The organism is Pseudarthrobacter oxydans (genome assembly GCF_034258515.1).
In the GTDB taxonomy this organism is placed as follows: domain Bacteria; phylum Actinomycetota; class Actinomycetes; order Actinomycetales; family Micrococcaceae; genus Arthrobacter.
Genome location: NZ_CP139438.1, coordinates 4,069,490 through 4,087,752, shown reverse-complemented (window position 1 = coordinate 4,087,752; position 18,263 = coordinate 4,069,490). Strand labels below are relative to the sequence as shown.

Annotated in this window: 12 protein-coding genes; 3 read left to right on the top strand and 9 right to left on the bottom strand. The window is 67.1% G+C overall.

Going from position 1 to position 18,263, the window contains the following annotated elements; genetic code table 11:
• The first annotated feature begins 128 nt into the window (after positions 1–128).
• Complete coding sequence (locus tag SMD14_RS18625; protein ID WP_321214638.1) at positions 129–2,039, top strand: FAD-binding monooxygenase; 1,911 nt, start codon at positions 129–131, stop codon at positions 2,037–2,039.
• On the opposite strand, the gene SMD14_RS18620 is transcribed toward SMD14_RS18625, so the two are convergent.
• The 3 genes from SMD14_RS18620 to SMD14_RS18610 form a co-directional block, all read right to left on the bottom strand.
• Positions 2,021–2,878: a prephenate dehydratase gene (locus tag SMD14_RS18620; protein WP_321214637.1), complete on the bottom strand. Its 858-nt coding sequence runs from the start codon at positions 2,876–2,878 to the stop codon at positions 2,021–2,023. The two genes, SMD14_RS18625 and SMD14_RS18620, sit on opposite strands and share 19 nt — an antisense overlap.
• Positions 2,879–2,988: 110 nt before the next feature.
• Complete coding sequence (locus SMD14_RS18615; RefSeq protein WP_321214636.1) at positions 2,989–4,890, bottom strand: alpha-amylase family glycosyl hydrolase; 1,902 nt, start codon at positions 4,888–4,890, stop codon at positions 2,989–2,991.
• 69 nt (positions 4,891–4,959) lie between these two features.
• On the bottom strand, positions 4,960–5,607 hold the full coding sequence (locus SMD14_RS18610; RefSeq protein WP_321214635.1) for an AmiS/UreI family transporter: 648 nt from the start codon (positions 5,605–5,607) through the stop codon (positions 4,960–4,962).
• 205 nt (positions 5,608–5,812) lie between these two features.
• Here SMD14_RS18610 and gdhA point away from each other — a divergent pair, with 205 nt between their 5' ends.
• Positions 5,813–7,150: an NADP-specific glutamate dehydrogenase gene (gene gdhA, locus SMD14_RS18605; RefSeq protein ID WP_321214634.1), complete on the top strand. Its 1,338-nt coding sequence runs from the start codon at positions 5,813–5,815 to the stop codon at positions 7,148–7,150.
• Here gdhA and SMD14_RS18600 read toward each other — a convergent pair.
• The 4 genes from SMD14_RS18600 to SMD14_RS18585 form a co-directional block, all read right to left on the bottom strand.
• Complete coding sequence (locus SMD14_RS18600) at positions 7,147–8,838, bottom strand: alkaline phosphatase D family protein (RefSeq protein WP_321214633.1); 1,692 nt, start codon at positions 8,836–8,838, stop codon at positions 7,147–7,149. The two genes, gdhA and SMD14_RS18600, sit on opposite strands and share 4 nt — an antisense overlap.
• 95 nt (positions 8,839–8,933) lie before the next feature.
• Positions 8,934–9,677 (bottom strand): ThuA domain-containing protein, encoded by a 744-nt coding sequence (locus tag SMD14_RS18595; RefSeq protein ID WP_157240573.1) that lies wholly within the window; start codon positions 9,675–9,677, stop codon positions 8,934–8,936.
• A complete protein-coding gene (locus SMD14_RS18590) occupies positions 9,677–10,813 on the bottom strand; it encodes a Gfo/Idh/MocA family protein (RefSeq protein WP_409339693.1) in 1,137 nt (378 codons plus the stop codon). The genes SMD14_RS18595 and SMD14_RS18590 overlap by 1 nt, the downstream gene beginning before the upstream one ends.
• Before the next feature lie 152 nt (positions 10,814–10,965).
• Entirely contained in the window at positions 10,966–11,964 is a 999-nt protein-coding gene (locus SMD14_RS18585; protein WP_157240577.1) for a LacI family DNA-binding transcriptional regulator, read from the bottom strand.
• Between the two features lie 476 nt (positions 11,965–12,440).
• On the opposite strand from SMD14_RS18585, the gene SMD14_RS18580 reads away from it, so the two are divergent.
• Entirely contained in the window at positions 12,441–13,730 is a 1,290-nt protein-coding gene (locus SMD14_RS18580; RefSeq protein ID WP_157240579.1) for an ammonium transporter, read from the top strand.
• Between the two features lie 130 nt (positions 13,731–13,860).
• Here the strand turns inward: SMD14_RS18580 and SMD14_RS18575 are convergent, their stop codons facing one another.
• Together SMD14_RS18575 and SMD14_RS18570 are read right to left on the bottom strand one after the other, a co-directional pair.
• Positions 13,861–14,535 carry a hypothetical protein gene (locus SMD14_RS18575; protein WP_321214632.1) on the bottom strand — a complete coding sequence of 225 codons (675 nt, stop codon included), beginning with the start codon at positions 14,533–14,535 and terminating at the stop codon, positions 13,861–13,863.
• A 103-nt stretch (positions 14,536–14,638) separates the two neighbouring features.
• Positions 14,639–18,142 carry a DEAD/DEAH box helicase gene (locus tag SMD14_RS18570; RefSeq protein WP_321216306.1) on the bottom strand — a complete coding sequence of 1,168 codons (3,504 nt, stop codon included), beginning with the start codon at positions 18,140–18,142 and terminating at the stop codon, positions 14,639–14,641.
• Between the last annotated feature and the right edge of the window lie 121 nt (positions 18,143–18,263).

The window sequence follows — 18,263 nt, the reverse complement described above, 5'->3', positions numbered from 1 at the left end:
CCCTTGTAGTCCCCGTCACAGGTGGCGTACTGTGGTGCTCAATCGCAGGGTTTCTTATATGGAACCTGAAATTCTATTATCGAACAGCTCGTGCAGCTGAAGCGCCACACAACGAAGTGAGGAATCCCGTGCAGTTTCATCACCACGGTTACGTGTCGGGCGACCCCCGGGTCAAGCCTGCGGCAGGCGTCGGCATCAACCGGCCTGCTGACCTTCCGGACGAAGTCGACGTGCTGATTGTGGGCACCGGGCCTGCCGGCATGCTTGCAGCCGCGCAGCTTTCCCAGTTCCCGAATGTCACAACGCGCATTGTTGAACGTAGGGAAGGGCGTCTTCCCATCGGCCAGGCCGACGGCATCCAGGCCCGGAGCGTGGAGACGTTCCAGGCCTTCGGTTTTGCCGAGCGGATCATCGCCGAGGCATACAGGATCACCGAAATGGCGTTCTGGAAGCCGGACCCGGCGGACCACTCGCGCATCGTCCGGGCCGCCCGTGCCGTGGACGACGAGATGGGGATCAGTGAATTCCCGCACCTGATCGTGAACCAGGCCCGCGTCCTGGATTACTTCGCCGAGGTCATGGCCAACTCGCCCACCCGCATGAAGCCCGACTACGGCTACGAATTCCGCGGCCTTGAAGTCACCGGCCAGGGGGAGTACCCCGTCACTGTGACCCTCGCCCGCACCTCCGGCCCAAGCGAAGGCCAGGAGCGGGTGGTCCGCGCTAAGTACGTTGTTGGTGCGGACGGCGCCCGCAGCAAGGTGCGGGACGCCATTGGCTGCCACCTCGCCGGCGACGCCGCCAACCACGCCTGGGGCGTTATGGATGTCCTGGCCGTTACCGACTTCCCGGACATCCGCACCAAGTGCGCCATCCAGGGTGAGAAAGGCAGCATCCTGCTGATCCCCCGGGAAGGCGGCTACCTCTTCCGCATGTACGTGGACCTTGGCGAGGTGGATCCGGACACCAAGGGCGCCATCCGCAAAACCACCATCGAGCAGATCATCCACAAGGCCAACGAGATCCTCCACCCCTACACGCTGGACGTGCGAAACGTGGCATGGCACAGCGTCTACGAGGTGGGCCACCGCCTGACGGACAGGTTCGACGACGTCCTGCCGGAGGACCGCGGCACCAGTACTCCGCGGGTGTTCATCACCGGCGACGCCTGCCACACCCACAGTGCCAAGGCCGGCCAGGGCATGAATGTCTCCATGCAGGACGGGTTCAACCTGGCCTGGAAGCTGGGGCACGTGCTGGAAGGCCGCAGCCCGGAGAGCCTGCTGTCCACCTACTCCGAGGAGCGCCAGGTGGTGGCGAAGAACCTTATCGATTTCGATAAGGAGTGGTCCACCATGATGGCCAAGAAGCCCGAAGAGTTCGAACACCCCTCGGACCTTGAGGACTTCTACGTGCGCACCGCTGAATTCCCGGCCGGCTTCATGACCCAGTACACGCCGTCCATGGTGACCGGCAGCGACATCCACCAGGACCTGGCCACGGGTTTTCCCGTGGGCAAGCGCTTCAAATCGGCGCCCGTGGTGCGGGTGGGCGATACCAACCCGATGCACCTGGGCCACCACGCTACGGCTGACGGCCGCTGGCGGATCTACGTTTTCGCCGACGCGGCACCGGCCGGCGGGCACTCAGGTGTGGCGGACTTCGCCGAGTGGCTGGCGAACTCGCCACAGTCACCGCTGGCCGCGACGCCGTCGGACGCTGACCCGGATGCCTGGTTCGACGTGAAAGTGGTCTACCAGCAGCCCCACACCGCCGTTGACATCAACGCGGTACCGGCGGTGTTCAGGCCGCAGGTGGGCCCGTTCAAGCTGACCGACTACGAGAAGGTGTACGCCACCGATCCCAACGCGGACATCTTCGAGCTGCGGGGCCTGGACCGCGGCGGCGTGGTGGTGGTGGTCCGTCCGGACCAGTACGTGGCCAACGTCCTGCCGCTCGCGGCGACGGCGGAGCTGGCGGAGTTCTTTGCCGGTCTCCTGAAGCCGCGCCATGCAGCGGGTCAGCCGCTGACGGTCTGAGCAGTCCTGTAGTCCGCGGCGGAGTAGACGCCCAGGATCCGCACCTCGGTGGTGAAGAAGTCCAGTTCCTCGAGGGCCAGCTTCAACGGCAGGTCCTCGGGGTGGCCTTCGACGTCGGCCATGAACATGGTGGCGGCGAATTCGTTGCCCACCATGTAGCTTTCCAGCCGGGTCATGTTCACGCCGTTGGTGGCGAAGCCGCCCAGCGCCTTGTACAGGGCCGAGGGGACGTTGCGGACGCGGAACACAAAGCTGGTGACTGTCGGTCCGGGAAGCTCATCCCGCGCCGGCAGCTCCTTTTCCCGGGCCAGGACCACGAAGCGCGTGGTGTTGGAGGGGTCGTCCTCAACCCGCGAGGCCAGCACGTCCAGGCCATAGATCTGGGCCGCGAGCGGGGGAGCGAGGGACAGCTTGCGGGGATCGTTCCACTCGCTGACTTCCCGGGCGGAACCCGCGGTGTCGCCGGCGATGACGGGCTTGAGGCCGTGCTCGCGGATGAGCTTGCGGCACTGGCCCAGGGCGTGGATGTGGCTGTGCACCTCGGTGGCACCTTCGATGGTGCTGCCCGGGATGCCAAGCAGGTCGAAGTGGATGGGCAGGAAGAACTCCCCCACGATCTGCAGGTTGGACTGCGGCAGCAGGATGTGGATGTCCGCCACCCGGCCGGCGATGGAGTTCTCGATCGGGATCATGGCCAGCTCGGCCTCGCCGCTGGACACGAGTTCAAACGCGTCCTCGAAGCTCGCGCAGGGCACGCTTTCCATGTCGGGGAACATCTGCTTGCACGCGATATTGGAGTTGGCGCCGGGCTCACCCTGGTACGCAATCTTCTGGGCCATGATCCGTATGGTTTCACGCCCCGCCCCCGCCCGCCCAACTGGGTAGCGCTAAGTGTCGTTTTGGGCGGCCAAAACGACACTTAGCGCTACCTAGTTGGGATGGGACGGGCCTAAACGGGAGTGACGCGCAGCCAGAGGTACTGGCGGGGGAGGAGCGTGACCCCCTCGTCCAGCTGCAGCGCTGCTTCGGAGAGAAGGTCGACGGCGGCAGGGGAGTACCCGGAGAAGGTTTCGGCGGGCAGGGCCTGGGGCTGGTCGCTGAAGTTGGCGAGCGCCAGGACCCGTGTTTCAGCCGCGGCGCCGGGCCGCTGGTAGGCAAGGACGGAACGGTTGTTGGTGGAAAAATCCACCAGCCTGGTACCGGCCAGTTCAGGCGTGGCCGCCCGGACCTCAACCATCCGCTTCAGGCCGGCGTACACCGCGCCCGCGGGGGTGGACGGGTCGTGGCGGAGCGCGTATTGGCCCGCCGGGTAGTGGGGCCGGTGCACCCAGCGGCTGTCGGCGTCGTGCCCTTCCTCTTCTGCATACCCGTAGTCGTTGACCTGCCCCACCTCGTCGCCCAGGTACAGGAGCGGGATGCCGCCGGTGCTGAAGGCCACCGAGTGGGCAAGGAGGATCCGCTCCACCGCCTCGGCCGGGTCCACCTCCATGCCGCACAGGGACGCCGTGGTACCTGAAATCCGGCAGTCCCCGGTCTTGGGATTGTCCTGGAACGGGACGCCGCGGGCGAAGCTGCCCGGGAACCGGTTGACGTAGAAGGAGTTCAGGAAACGGCGGTGGTCGAAGCCGTTGATGCCAAGCTCTGCCGCGTCCTCGTCGGCGAAGGTCCAGCCGATGTCGTCATGGCTGCGCACGTAATTGACCCAGGACGTGCCGTCCGGGATGTTGTGCCTTCGTTCGAGCGCCTGCGCCAGCAGCGAGACGTCCCGGGTGGCCAGGGATTCCCAGATCAGCGCCATCTGCAGCGGATTGTAGGAGAGCTGGCATTCGGCCGGATCGATGTAGAGGGCCACCTCGTCCGGATGCACGATTGCCTCGGACTTGAACAGCAGCGACGGCGCGGCCAGCCGGCAGACGGCATTGAAGGCCTGGAGGAGGATGTGGGCCTCGGGGAGGTTTTCGCAGGGGGTGCCCAGCTGCTTCCAGATGAACGCCACGGCATCCATGCGCAGGATGTCAACGCCCTGGTTGGCCAGGAACAGCATCTCCCCGGCCATGGCCCGGAAGACGTCCGGGTTGGAGTAGTTCAGGTCCCATTGGTAGGTGTGGAAGGTTGCCCACACCCAGCGGCCGTCCTCCATTTGGATGAAGGACCCCGGGTGGTCTTCCGGGAAGATTTCACGCACGTTGCGCTCGAAGGCGTCCGGCATGGTGCGGTCGGGGAAGATCCAGTAGTAGTCGCTGTACTCCGGATCCCCCGACGCCGCCTTGCGGGCCCACTCGTGTTCGTCACTCGTGTGGTTGAAGATGAAGTCCACCACCAGACTGATGCCGTGGGTCCGGAACTCGGAGGCAAGCTCACGGAGCTGTTCCATGGTGCCCAGCTTGGGGTTGACCTGGCGGTAGCTGGAGACGGCGTAGCCGCCGTCGGAGTGCGGCTCGGGTGCGAGGAACAGCGGCATGAGGTGCAGGTAAGTGAGGCCCAGTTCCTTGAAGTACGGAATGTGGGAGCGCAGCCCTTCCAGGCTTTCGGCGTACCTGTCCACGTAGCAGACGCCGCCGAGCATGTTGTTGGACAGGAACCAGCCGCTGTTGGCCTCCCGTTCAGCGTCCAGGGCCTTCAGCTCGGCAGGGCGCCCATCCCAGGAGCGTGCACCCTGGACCACCAGGGCGGCCAGCTGGTCCTGCCAGTCCGGCCGGGATCCGTACAGCGTGCGGAAGAGGCGGCACAGGTCGGGGAAGTGTGCGTCGAACCGCTGCTGAAAGGCGCGATCCGGGGCGGTCCCCGCCTGCGCGAGCGCATCGACGACGTGCTGCCGCACTGCTTCGTCCGCGCTGACGAACTCCTGCATTGAAGAACCCCTTCCGACCTCCAGCCGGCGGATCCGGCAGAAACTGGTTACGGCAGTATGCCACGGCGGCTAGCGCCGCGGCTCCCGGGGCAGGGCGGCAACGGTACGGGGCTTATCCGGTGCGCGCCATTCGCCCGCAGGCTGCCGCCGCGCCAGTACTCCCGCGGCAAGGAAGAGAAGTCCCAACAGCCCGGCGGCGCCGGCGGCAACGTGGGCGCTGCGCGGCCAGAGCCCGGCCATTCCCAGGAAGGCCGGCACCGTGGCGGTCACCTGGCTGGCCAGGACCAGTGCCCAGCCCATGAAGGGGTCCAGCCCGCTCCGGCCGCAGGCCAGGGAGGCGAACATCAGGCCCCAGAGCACCGCCCACGCCAGCCACAGCACGGCGAGCAGGGGATCGGCAGGAAGCCAGAAGAAGGCAAGCAGCACGGCAACGAACGCAACCATCCCGCAGAACCAGCCCAGGCCCTTCGCCCCAAGGCCCAGCAGGATGTCCAGGCCCGCATAGGCGTAGGTCAGCCCGAACAGGAGGATCCCTGCTGCCGTCGGCGCTGTGCCGGCCGCACCGCCCAGGGACAGCACGACGACGCCGAGCACCAGCTGCACGATCCCCACCACCAGGCCCAGGACGGCTGCGTCGCGGCGGGGCAGGTGCCCCAGGGTGGCGAGTCCGTTGACCAGCAGTGCCGCACCGGAGAGAAGCAGGCATACGTACGGCATCAGGACGCCCCGCCGCCCGCCGGAAGCGCCGACGGAATTATCGCTAAGTGGAATTTTTCTGTCACAATACGGAGGTTAGAGCATTGTGATTGGGGCCGCCTAACAGCGGCTGGTCGCAATCAGTTAAGTTGAAGCGTAAACTATTTGGGACGACGCCGCCCGCCGCGTGGCTGCCCAGTGTTACGCCCACGGTGAGGAAAGATTCATGGATGCACGGCTGGAGGCCATCAGGGACACTGTCCTGGCCAGGAACCCCGGCGAAGCGGAGTTCCATCAGGCTGTAGTTGAGGTCTTTGAAAGCCTGGGGCCCGTCCATGACAGGCATCCCGAACTCCTTGAAGCCGCAATCCTGGAACGGCTCTGCGAACCGGAGCGGCAGATCATCTTCCGCGTGCCGTGGACTGATGACCAGGGCCGGGTGCAGATCAACCGCGGCTTCCGGGTGGAATTCAACTCGGCGCTGGGCCCGTACAAAGGCGGCCTGCGGTTCCACCCCTCGGTCTACCTGGGCATCGTCAAATTCCTGGGCTTTGAACAGATCTTCAAAAACGCCCTCACCGGCATGCCCATCGGCGGCGGCAAGGGCGGCTCGGACTTCGACCCCCGCGGCCGCAGCGATGGCGAGGTGATGCGGTTCTGCCAGTCCTTCATGACCGAGCTGTACCGGCACATTGGTGAATACACCGACGTCCCGGCCGGCGACATTGGTGTGGGCGGCCGCGAAATCGGCTACCTGTTCGGGCAGTACAAGCGCATCACCAACCGCTACGAATCCGGCGTCCTTACCGGAAAAGGCATTTCCTGGGGCGGATCCCTGGTCCGGCCGGAAGCCACCGGCTTCGGAACCGTGATCTTCACCCAGGAAATGCTGAAGACCCGCGGCACGTCCTTCGACGGCCAGCGCGTGGTGGTCTCAGGCTCCGGAAACGTGGCCATCAATGCGATTGCCAAAGCGCAGGCGCTGGGTGCCACTGTGGTGGCCTGCTCCGACTCCTCGGGTTACGTGGTGGATGAGGCGGGCATCGACGTCGCCCTTCTTCGCGAAGTGAAGGAAGTGCAACGGGGCCGCCTGAAAGATTATGCCGAACGCCGTGGCGGCGTGTCCTACGTGGACGGCGGCTCCGTCTGGGAGGTCGATGCCACCGTGGCGCTGCCCTGTGCCACCCAGAACGAGCTCGACGGCGGTGCTGCCGCCCGGCTGGTCCGCAACGGGCTCCTTGCCGTCGGCGAAGGCGCCAACATGCCCTCAACCCGCGACGCGGCGGCCGTGTTCCAGCAGGCGGGCGTGCTGTTCGGCCCGGGCAAGGCCGCCAATGCCGGCGGCGTTGCCACGTCGGCGCTGGAGATGCAGCAGAACGCCAGCCGGGATTCCTGGTCCTTCGAACACACCGAGGAGCGGCTCACCGACATCATGGTGGGCATCCACGACCGCTGCGCCTCCACGGCTGACGAGTACGGTGATCCGGGCAACTACGTGCTCGGCGCCAACATCGGCGGGTTCGTGAAGGTAGCGGACGCCATGCTGGCCCAGGGCCTGATCTAGGAGGGCAGGACGGCAGCATTTCCCGCCGTCCTGCGTGGAGCGACGGTTATCTCGGCCACGCGTTCCAGGCGGGGGTTGAGGTTGTCGCCGCCGTCCACCACGCCCCGCTGCCACCACAGCTTCAAGCCCTCCGGCACCACTTCGAGGCAGGCCAGGTTGTTGTCGAACCATGGGCCTTTGATGCCGGACCAGCGGAAGGGCGGATCCGGAACCCTGGCGGAGCGTGCCGCCAACGCCCCGATCGGCGCGGCCAGGCCGTAGGACATCACGGCGCCGAAGGAGCGCATCAGCCGCGGTAGCGGGTTGCGGATGGGAGAGCAGACCGCCTGGATGATGCGGCTTCCCGAAGACCGCTCCACTTCGGAGACGTAGGAAAAATGCACGTCGCCCGACAGGAAGGTGACAGTCTCCGGGGCCGGACCGCGCGTCCCCTCTGCCACCTCCGCGGCCATGGCGGCCATCCGCCGGAAGCTGTCCTGGAAGGCACCCCAGTGCTCCAGGTCTACCGCCTGGCGCAGTTTCTCGCCGACCCGCGCCGGGAGCCTGCCCCATGCGCCCTCGGAGACTGCCTCGTCCCAGGCTTCAAGGTGGTGCAGGCCCATCGGCAGGAGGAACGGCAAGGACGTTGCCACGAGCAGGTGCCGGAACCCGCCGCGCATCCGGGCGTCCAGCCAGTCCATTTCGGCGTCGTCCAGCAGGGCCCGGCGGTCAGGGTCCAGGTTCCGGGCGGCACGGGAATCAACCACAAGCAGCCGGGTGTCGCCGAAGTCGCGGCAGTAACTCCACCGGTAGGTTTCCGGATCCTGGTCGGCCCGCTCGGCGAAACTGTCCAGCTCAGCGCTGATGTCCGGTTCGCCGTCCCCGCGGCGGGATGTGATCTTTTGCCAGATCACATCCGCGGCGCGCTCCTGCGGGGACAGGTTTCCCAAATGCTGGTAGACCCAGTACGAGGCCAGCCCGGCCACAATGCGCCCCTGCCACCAGGCGGTGGCCTGCATCGCCTCCCGCCAGCTCCTCGACGAGTTCCAGTCGTCCCGGATGTCATGGTCGTCGAAAATCATGGCACTGGGCAGGGTGGACAGCAGCCATCTGTTCGCGGGGTCGGACCATGCCAGGTGGTAGAGGTGCGCGTACTCCTCGTAGTCCTTGAGCTCTTCGCCGGGAGGCGCCTCAATATCACGCCGGGCCTTGATGAATTCCTGCATCTGTTCGCTGGTTAAATCCGCGTAGACCTGGTCCCCGAGGAATGCCACCAGGTCCGGCCACGGCTCCCCGCCGCCGCCGGAACTCATAGCCACTGCGTAGGCCCGCAAAGCGTCCACGCCGTGGCTCCGGTTGCCGGACTCGTCGTGCGGGACGCTGGTGCGGCAGGAACCGAAGGCCAGGCGCAGCGGCTTGCCGGGTTTGAGGGTGGCGATCACCGGCGGCAGGAACCCCGTCCCGGGCTCGGGCCACACCGGCACTCCGTTGACGGCCACCGTGTACGGTGTCACGGATCCGGGCTCCAGGCCGTCCACTTCCACCAGCGCGTAGTGGTGGCCGTGGACGGCGAAGGTCCGGGCTTTCCACTCCCCGGCCCCGGCGCTGACCGTCACGCTGGCGTTGTCCCGGGTTTCCACCCAGATGCTCGCCGAGGTCTGGTCCACGTACCGCATCATGGGGCCTAACACGAGTGCCGGGGTAGTCATCCCTCAGTTGTACCCGCTGGAACCGGCCCCGGCTATGGGAAACCCGCAGCTGCTGTCGCCAGGGTTGCCATGCCGGAGGCCGGCTGCAGCCATCCCTAGCTGAACCAGTCCCGGGCGGGGTTGGTGACCCCTGGGGCCGAGCGGTGCAGGCCGGGCTGGGCCGCCCACTTGACGCCGTTGGCCAGGACCCGCTGGACCTGCGGGTGGTGGTACACCGGGTATTCCTGGTCGCCGGGGCTGAAATAGAAGATGCGGCCCTTGCCCCGGGTGAAGGTGACGCCGGAACGGAACACCTCGCCGCCCGCGAAGGAGCTGATGAAGATGAGGTCGTCCGGCTCCGGGATATCGAACAGCTCGCCGTACATCTCCTGTTCGGGGATGACGATGGGGCTGTCCACGCCCTCAGCGATGGGGTGCGAGGGCTTCACGGTCCACACGAGCTCGCGCTCGCCGTCGTTCCGCCAGGCGAGCGAGCAGCTGGTGCCCAGCAGCCTGGTGAACACCTTGGCGAAGTGCCCCGAGTGGAGCACGATCAGGCCCATGCCGCCGAGGACGTGCCGGTGGACGCGTTCGACGACGGCGTCGCTCACCTCATGATGGGCCATGTGTCCCCACCACAGCAGGACGTCCGTCTCCGCGAGCACCTCCTCGTCGAGGCCGTGCTCATCGTCCGTGGCGAGGACCGCCGTCGTAATCTCTGCCTCCGGGTAGAAGGAACGGAGCCCGGCGGCGATGGCACCGTGGATGCCGTCAGGGTAGATCTCCCCGATGTGGGGCGGCTCGTTGATGGCCTCGTGGACGCCCTCGTTCCATACCCGGATCTTCAGTTTGCCGTTCATTAGAGCCGAACCTCCCTCTGCTCCAGCGCTGACTGGTAGCACGCGTCGATGATCTGTGCCCGGTAGAGCGCCAGGGAGCCGTCATGCCCGCCCCAGACTGCCTCGCCGCCCCGGACTGCCGTGACGAAGTCCTCCACCACTGCATCATGGGCGCGGCCCGGCAGTACCGGCGGGACGTAATCGGCGCTTTCGCCGTCCTTGTCCGTGAACACCCGCAGCTGGCCCACGGGCGGGAAAGGCGCGCCCTGCACCTTGAGCTCCGCGCCGCCGTCCGTTCCGTAAATCGTGAAGTCCAGGAGGTCGTCCGTCTCCCGGTACGTGGCCCAGCTCGCCTCGATCACCAGGGTTCCGCCGCCCTCGAGCCGGAGGAACGCCGAGGCGAGGTCCTCCACGTCGAAGGCGTGGCTGGATGCCAGGGCGGAGTAGGCGCTGCCGCCGCCCCGCCCCTGTGGTCCCAGTTCCGAATGGGTGGCCGCCGAGACGGCCACCACTTTCGGTTCGCCCAGCAGGTGCAGGGCGTAATCCAGGGCGTGGACGCCGATGTCCGCCAGCGGTCCGCCGCCGGCAAGCTCCGGGTTGGTGAACCAACTGCCCAGGGTGGGGATGCCGGAGCGGCGCAGCCAGGATGCCTTGGCGTAGTACGGCCGGCCGAGCCCGCCCGCATCGATGACGCCCTTCAGCGCCTGGATGTCGCCGCGGCGGCGGTGGTTGAAGGCGACGTCCAGGACGCGCCCGGCTCTGCGGGCAGCGTCAACCATGGCTTGGCCTTCGACGGCGTTGCGGGCGATGGGCTTCTCGCTCAGGACGTGGATTCCCCGTTCCAGGGCGGCGATGGTGATGGGGGCGTGCAGGAAGGTTGGCACTGCCACGCTGACGGCGTCCAGTCCGCCGTGGTCCAGCATGTCCTTCCAGTCCGCGAAGGCGTTCGGAATGGCGTATTCGGCCTGCAGGGAGTCGCGGAGTTCCTGCTCCATGCCGGCAAGCGAAACGATGCTGACGCCGTCAAGGGCGTGGTAGGCCTTCAGGTGCTGCTGGCCGGCCCAGCCGATGCCTACCACGCCCACCCGCAACGCTTCTGCCGGTGCTTCTTCGGGAAGGGCGGCGGGCTGCACTGGCGGCTGCTGCTCGTTGATCAAAGGGGTGCTTCCTTAACTGGTTGGTGGCGGAGGGGGCTCTGTGAAGCCGTTTGGAATCGATTCCAACCTGTTGCGCCACTGAAGGCTGCCGCAGGTTTGGAATCGATTCCAAAAGTCTTGCAGCCGCCGTCGAGGACTGTCAACCCCTGGTGCTAGCCCTTAGTGGAATCGCGGACCACGAGCTCGTGGGGGAGGAAGGTGCGGCCTCGGCGGTGTTCGCCTGGCTCAGTCATGCGTGCGAACAGCGCTTCAAAGGCCACCCGGCCCATCTCGTAGGCGGGCTGCCTGATGGTGGTCAGTTCAGGGACGCACATTTCCGCCTGGACGGAATCGTCGAAACCTGCCACGGCGATGTCGTCCGGAACCCGCAGGCCGGCGTCGGTAATCTCGCGGACGCATCCGGCGGCCACAGTATCGCTGCCGCAGAAGACGGCATCGGGCAGCGGGTCCAGCAGCAGGAGTTCCCTGGTGAGGCGGCGCCCGGCATGGAAACCGAACTCGCCCTCAGCGAACAACAGGTGCTCCGGCTGCAGACCCGCCTCCCGGACGGCAGCGAGGAATCCTTCCTCCCGCAGCCGGCCGGAGCGTGCCGCCCTGTTGCCGATCATCGCCAGGCGCCGGCTGCCCGTTGCCAGGAGGTGCCGGGTGATGTCCACGGCGGCCCGCCGGTCGTCGATGGAAACACCGAATGCCGCCTCGGAATCGACGATCTCGCAGACCTGGACAACGCTCAGTTGCCCTGCCAGTGCCTCAACATCGGCGTCCGGCATGGTGGGCGAAAAGAGGATCAGGCCGTCCACCGAGCCGTTGCGCAGCATGTCCACCAGCTGCTGTTCCCGCTCGAGGTCCCCCGAGGTGGGTGCGATGAGGCTGACATAGCCGGACAGTGCCGCGGCGTCCCCGAAGCCACGGAAGGCTTCGCTGATGACAGGGGAGTCGAGGCTCTTGGCGAGGGCCAGCAGGCGCATGGTGCGGTCGCGGCGCAGGTCGCGGGCAGAAGCCAGCGGCCGGTAGTTGAGCTCGCGGATGGCACCCTTGACCTTTTCCTTGCTCGCAGCGCTGACTGCCGGGCTGCCGTTAAGGACCCGTGAAACTGTCCCGACCGACACTCCTGCCGTTTTGGCGACGTCCTGGACTGTCGCTCGCGCCATTCCCTCTTCCTTCCGCGACCATTGCACCGGGGTCCTCGCTGCCGTGCCCGTGCATGCAGTGCAGTGGCGGTTTTCCCCAGCTTAGCCGCAGAGCCGTCGCGGCCTGCCACCTATGATGGCCGACATGGGCGGCCAGGCCCGCAATGAGGTCGCCGGAACACTCGCACGAGTGATCGCGACCCGGTTGCGGCGCTACCGCACGTCTCCCGTGCCGCAGCAAACCGTCACGGCGGCCCTGGGGGAGGACCCTGCGCTCAGAGGGACGCCTGAAACTCGCTGGCGGATGACCGAAACGATCATTTAACACGCCGGAAACCCACCCCGAAATAGCCGCCATACAGTTGGAACCAGACGGCAACAGCCGCCCCTCCGCTGAACGTGGTCTCTCCATCCGCGTCCCTCCCCCGGAGTGCCTCCACGGAGCGGCTCTGACGGCAACTTACCGTTCTCTCTTCGCATCTTGAAAGGGGTTTCCCATGGATTCGGGAAATGTCGCTTGGATACTGGCCAGCTCGGCGCTGGTCTGCATGATGATCCCCGCCCTCGCCCTGTTCTACGGGGGCATGGTGGGGTCGCGCCGCATTCTCAACATGATGATGATGTGTTTCGGCGGCGCCAGCCTGGTGGCTGTCCTCTGGGCACTGTTCGGGTACTCGATGGCTTTCGGCAACTCGGTTGGGGGGCTGGGGCTGATCGGTGACGTCACCGAATTCCCCGGCATGGGGCAGCTGCTGGCCGCGGATGAGGAGGCGTCCATCCCGGTCATCCTGTTTGCTGCCTTCCAGCTGTTCTTCGCCTGCGTCACCACGGCGCTGGTGGCAGGCGCCGCAGCGGGCCGCATGAAGTTCGGCGCCTGGATGCTGTTTGCCGGCATCTGGGCCACGATCGTCTATTTCCCTATCGCGCACTGGGTCTTCGCCTTCACTTCGGCGGATGGCAGCGTGACCGGCGGCTGGATCGCCAGCGGGATCAAGGCCATCGACTTCGCCGGCGGCACCGCCGTGCACATGAACGCCGGCGCGGCAGCACTGGCCCTGGCCCTGGTGCTCGGCAAGAGCTCCGGCTGGCCGAAAGTGGAGCACGCCAAGCCGCACAGCCGCCCGCTGGTACTGGTTGGCGCCGGCCTCCTCTGGGTGGGCTGGTTCGGCTTCAACGCCGGCTCCGCGCTGTCCGCCGGCCAGTCGGCGTCGGTGGTTCTCCTCAACACCGCCGTAGCTGCCTCGGCCGGCCTCCTGGCCTGGTCCCTGGTGGAACGGCTCCGCCGCGGGGCAGCCACCAGCATGGGCGCAGCGTCCGGCCTGATCTCGGCGCTCGTGGCCATCACCCCCGCCTGTGGCGCGGTAAGCCCGCTGGGCGCGCTGGCCATCGGGGCGATCGCCGGGGCCGTATGCTCGCTGGCCATTGAACTGAAGTACCGCCTCGGCTACGACGACTCGCTCGACGTTGTGGGCGTCCACCTTGTGGGCGGCATCCTGGGCACGCTCCTGATCGGCCTCTTCGCCACCGATGCTGCCCCGAACGGGGTCAGCGGACTCTTCTATGGCGGCGGCGTGGAACTGCTCGGCGTCCAGGCCCTCGCCACTGTCACGGTGCTCGTTTACTCGTTCGGCATCACCTGGATCCTCGCAAAGATCCTGGACAAGACGATTGGCCTGCGGATCAATCCCGAGGACGAGATGCGCGGCATCGACCTCGCAGCACACTCCGAGCTCGCATACCTTACGGATGAGGATCCGGTGGAGCTGGGCTCTCCGCAGCGCGTGTAGGGATTCCCAGGAAGTCCGGGTGCATGCCATCCGGATCACGAGTCAGGCAGGGGGCCAACCTCCGGACCGGTGCCAGCAGCAGCTGGCTTATAGTTCCGAGGACTGGCCCTTTGTCATGCCCGGGCCGGTGTTAACCGTGTGCCTTGTCCTGTCCGCCATGGCGTGCCCGGAAGGCGTAGACCAGCAAGGCAGTGCCCGCCAGGATCATGACGGCAACCACCACGAAGTCCGCGGCGAGGAGCAGCACCGTGGACTGCAGCGCGAAGATCACCCCAAGCACTGCAAGGACGGCGGCGGGAATCAAGGGCCACTTCATCCGCCCGGCCTGGCCGGCCGCCGGGACCGGAACGAGGGACAGCACGCCAAAGGTGGCAGCCAGGCCCAGGAACAGGACGGCGGCGGTGGGCATGCCCTGCACCTGCGGCGGGAGTGCCACGACGAGTGCCAGCGTGAACATCACTCCGCCCGGGATAACGGCCCACCAGTTGTCCGGCTGGCGAAGGTAGACCGCGGCAAATCCGGCTGCCATGAACAGGAACAGGAAGGCCGCTCCCGCGCCGCCGCCGGTGAGCTGGGTGGCGGCGACAACCGCGGCCAGGCCCAGGAACACCGATCCGGGGATCGCCGCCCACCAGAACTCCCGGCCGCGAATGAAGAGCGACACGAATACAGCCCCAACAGCGGCGAAGATCACTATCGGCACATAGGCCGCGCTCTCGATCACGTCGAGGAGGTCCAGCAGCAACAGCACACCGACCGCTATCAGGATGACGCCGGTAATGATGCTTGTGTTTGCCGATTTCACTATTCGCCTCCATGAAGCCGGCAGGCGCCCCGGCCGCTCTGCCGGTTTCAGGTTACGGCGCCTCCCCGAAGCGGACGTAGGGCACAAAGCCCCGCCTTCGCCGCTACTCCTTGAACAGCCCGGCCAGGTCTTCGGCAGTGATGGCTCCGCCGGCAAGGGCGTCGCCTTCCATGACATCGGAAAACAGCTGCGACTTGCGGGCCTTCAGGGCCATGACCTTTTCCTCGATGGTGTCCTTCGCCACGAGCCGGTAGACCATCACGTTCCGGGCCTGCCCGATCCGGTGGGTCCGGTCCACGGCCTGCGCCTCCGAGGCCGGGTTCCACCAGGGGTCCAGCAGGAACACATAGTCCGCCTCCGTGAGGTTGAGCCCGAACCCGCCGGCCTTCAGCGAAATCAGGAACACCGGAGCGCTGCCGTTCTTGAACTCGTTGACCACGTCCGCGCGGTTGCGGGTGCTGCCGTCGAGGTAGCAATACTCGATCTTTTCCTCGTCCAGCCGCTCCCGCACCTTGCCCAGGAAGCCGGTGAACTGGCTGAAAATGAGGGCGCGGTGGCCTTCCGCCACCAGGTCCTCCAGCTGCTCGAACAGCACGTCCAGCTTGCTGGAGCGCACGCCCGAGAGCGACGGGTCGATCAGCGAGGCGTCCAGGCTGAGCTGGCGCAGCAGGGTCAGCGACTGGAAGATGGTGAACCGGTTCTTGTTCACGTCCTCGATCAGCCCCAGGATCTTCTGCCGCTCGCGCTGCAGGTGGGTCTGGTACACCTTCTGGTGGCGCGGGTTGAGCACCACTTCCAGGATCTGCTCCTGCTTGGGCGGCAGGTCCTTGATCACCTGGTCCTTGGTGCGGCGCATCATGAGCGGGCGGACCCGGCGGCGGAGCTTGTCCAGCTGCGCCTTGTCACCGTTCTTTTCCACCGGCTTCTGGTAGTACTCCGCGAAGCGCTTGGGGCTGGAAAAGAGCCCCGGCGCAACAATCGATGTCAGGGCCCAGAACTCCATGAGATTGTTTTCCAGGGGCGTGCCCGTGATGGCCAGCTTGAACGCCGCCGGCAGTTTGCGGGCGCACTGGTACGCCTTGGACTGGTGGTTCTTCACGAACTGCGCCTCGTCCAGCACCAGGCCGGACCATGTGCGGGAGGCATAGGACTCGTAATCGATCCGGAACAGGGCGTAGGACGTGATCACGATGTCCGCCCCGGCCAGGACCTCCGCGGCGTCCTGCCCGCTCTTTCCGAACGTCTCGCTGACGGCATGCACCTTCAGGCCGGGCGCAAAGCGCGCCGCCTCCGCGGCCCAGTTGCCCACCACGCTGGTGGGGGCAACCACCAAAAAGGGAGCGCCGGCGTCGGGCTGGCCGGCTGAAGCGATGGCGCCGGTGAGGCTGTCACCGCTGGGACGAGCGCCGGCGTCGGACACTGGACCCTCTGCCGCCGCCAGCGCCAGCTCCTTGGCGGCGCACATCAGGGCCAGCGCCTGCACGGTCTTGCCGAGGCCCATGTCATCCGCGAGGATGCCGCCCAGGCTGTGCCGGTACAGGAAGGTGAGCCAGTTGAAGCCTTCCAGCTGGTACGGGCGCAGCTCCGCGTTGAGGGTGGCGGGGAGCGGGAGGCCGTCCATGCCGCCTTCGAGCAGGCCCCCCACCGCGGACCGCCACGCGGCCGCCTGTTCGTCCACGACACCCAGCTGGGCCAGTTCATCCCACAGGCCGGCCTGGAAGCGGCTGATCTGCAGCGGCGCATCCTTGTTGTCCTGCAGCGAGCGGGCTTCCTCGATGAGCGCGCGAAGCTGGTGCAGCTCGGGCAGGTCCAGGGAGAAGTAGGCGCCGCTGGGCAGCAGCATCTTGGTCTGCCCGGCGGCCAGGGCGGAGAACACCGCGGCGAAGGACACCGGCTGGCCTTCCAGCGAGATCTGGATGCCAAGGTCGAACCAGTCGCGCTGCTCGGTGGCCTTGGTGGAGATGGACACCACCGGAGCTTCCTCGGCCTCGCGGTAGTCGGCGATGTCGCCCACGGTGTCCACCTCGACGTCCGGGGCTTCGCGCAGGCGCGGCAGGACCTCCTCGGTGAAGGCCAGGGTGTCCAGGCCCGTCAGTTCGGCGGAGGCCGCGAGCCGGGGGGTGCCCCAGCCGCCGGTGGCGGACTCGCCCAGCGCCGGCACCATGTCCCACGGCTGGCCGATGCCTTCCAGGATGCGGGCCTCGGCGGTGTCGTCGCGGTAGCCGTGGTCGCCGGGGTGGCGCCAGAGGGGCTGGGCCGTGACGAGGTTTCCGCTCTTGTAGTGCCACTCCCAGTGCAGCCGCACGCGGTGGTCCGCGCCGTAGTTTGCCAGCAGGGACAGGGTGGGGACTGCGAGCGCCGGCAGCTCGACGGATTCGTCCCTGGCAGTGACCCGGGCAGTCTGCTTCAGCTTCGGATAGAAGCCGGTCAGAAAGCGCGATTCGTCCTTGGCCGGAATGTGCAGGGTGCTGCCGGCCGTCACGAACGCGAGCAGCTCCTCGCTCAGGCCGCTTTCCAGCGGTGCAAGGGTGATGATCCCGTCGGGGTCGGGCACGCCGGGCAACGACGCTTCTCCGGCGGTGAAGAAGATCCCGTGGGCGGGCCGGCCGATGGTGCCCACGGACGCCGGATCAACCTCGGCCCCCTCCACGGTGATGGCGGGCGCCAGTTCCAGCCCGCCGTCGGCAGCTGTTGTGCCTTGGGAACCTGCCCCGGCGGCGGAGGGTCCGGTGCCGGGGGAGCCGTAGCGGCCGAGGTTAAGGCCGACGGCGGCAGGGGCTTCGGCGAGCCGCACAGGTTCAGTGCCGCGCGAGTGCACCAGGGTGAGGCCGATCTTGCGGGCGTCTGCCAGCAGGCTCCACAGGTTCTTGCCGGCGTAGGAGTTCAGGCCGAGCCAGAAGCCGGAGGGGTTGTACGTCCGGCCGGCGGCGGCGGAATGGCCGGCCAGGAACTCCTGCATCCACTCCACATGCGCCGGGTTGCACTCGCGCCGGAAGTTCAGGTAGTTCAGGGTGGTCCAGGAGACGTCGCCGCGGATCCACTTGCCCTTGGCGCCCATGATCACCGGCCGGGCCTTGAGCTGGCGCACGCTGCGGAGCGGGTCCCGCCGGCCTGTGTAGGAGAAGTGCGGGGCGGGTTCTTCGATCTCGAATTGCAGCGCCAGCGGAACACCCGTGCTGGGAGGTGCGGTTCCCTGCGAGATCAGCGGGCTGAGCGCCTGCTCCCAGTCGGACAGGGCGGGAGCGGACGGGCTGCGGGACAGCTGTGTGGACGTTGACGGCGCCAGCAGCTGCACGCGGATGGCGGGGTTGTCCTCGGCGGCGAAGAGCAGCGCGGCCACGTGCTTGCAGTCCTTGCGGACCGGGCAGCTGCACACGCCCACGGTGCAGCTCCAGCCGCCTGCCTTGCGGACCAGCTTGGCAGTGGTGGAGTAGGGCACGTCCGCCCCGCCGCGGACCTTGCCCAGCATGAGCCCGGTGGCGGCGTCGAACGAAATGCCCGAGACGCGGCTGCCCATGGCATACGCCAGCCCGGCCGCCAGGGAACGGTCGTTGATGGCGGGGGTTTGTATTGCCAGTGCCGTACTTTCGTCCGGTTGGGATGGAATGGTGCGCGCTACTTTCAGCAGGCCGCGGCGGGCCGCGGCCGGTGGGTGGTTATCTGATCCATCTTAGTTCGCCGGCCGGGCGTGGCGTGCCGCCGTTCCCGCGGCTCCCGCCCTTCGCCGG

Excerpts from the sequence above, each read along its gene's own strand:
- gdhA (WP_321214634.1), top strand. The coding sequence starts at position 5,813 with ATGGATGCACGGCTGGAGGCCATCAGGGACACTGTCCTGGCCAGGAAC.
- SMD14_RS18600 (WP_321214633.1), bottom strand. The coding sequence starts at position 8,838 with ATGACTACCCCGGCACTCGTGTTAGGCCCCATGATGCGGTACGTGGAC.
- SMD14_RS18595 (WP_157240573.1), bottom strand. The coding sequence starts at position 9,677 with ATGAACGGCAAACTGAAGATCCGGGTATGGAACGAGGGCGTCCACGAG.
- SMD14_RS18610 (WP_321214635.1), bottom strand. The coding sequence starts at position 5,607 with ATGCCGTACGTATGCCTGCTTCTCTCCGGTGCGGCACTGCTGGTCAAC.
- SMD14_RS18580 (WP_157240579.1), top strand. The coding sequence starts at position 12,441 with ATGGATTCGGGAAATGTCGCTTGGATACTGGCCAGCTCGGCGCTGGTC.
- SMD14_RS18620 (WP_321214637.1), bottom strand. The coding sequence starts at position 2,878 with ATGGCCCAGAAGATTGCGTACCAGGGTGAGCCCGGCGCCAACTCCAAT.
- SMD14_RS18615 (WP_321214636.1), bottom strand. The coding sequence starts at position 4,890 with ATGCAGGAGTTCGTCAGCGCGGACGAAGCAGTGCGGCAGCACGTCGTC.
- SMD14_RS18585 (WP_157240577.1), bottom strand. The coding sequence starts at position 11,964 with ATGGCGCGAGCGACAGTCCAGGACGTCGCCAAAACGGCAGGAGTGTCG.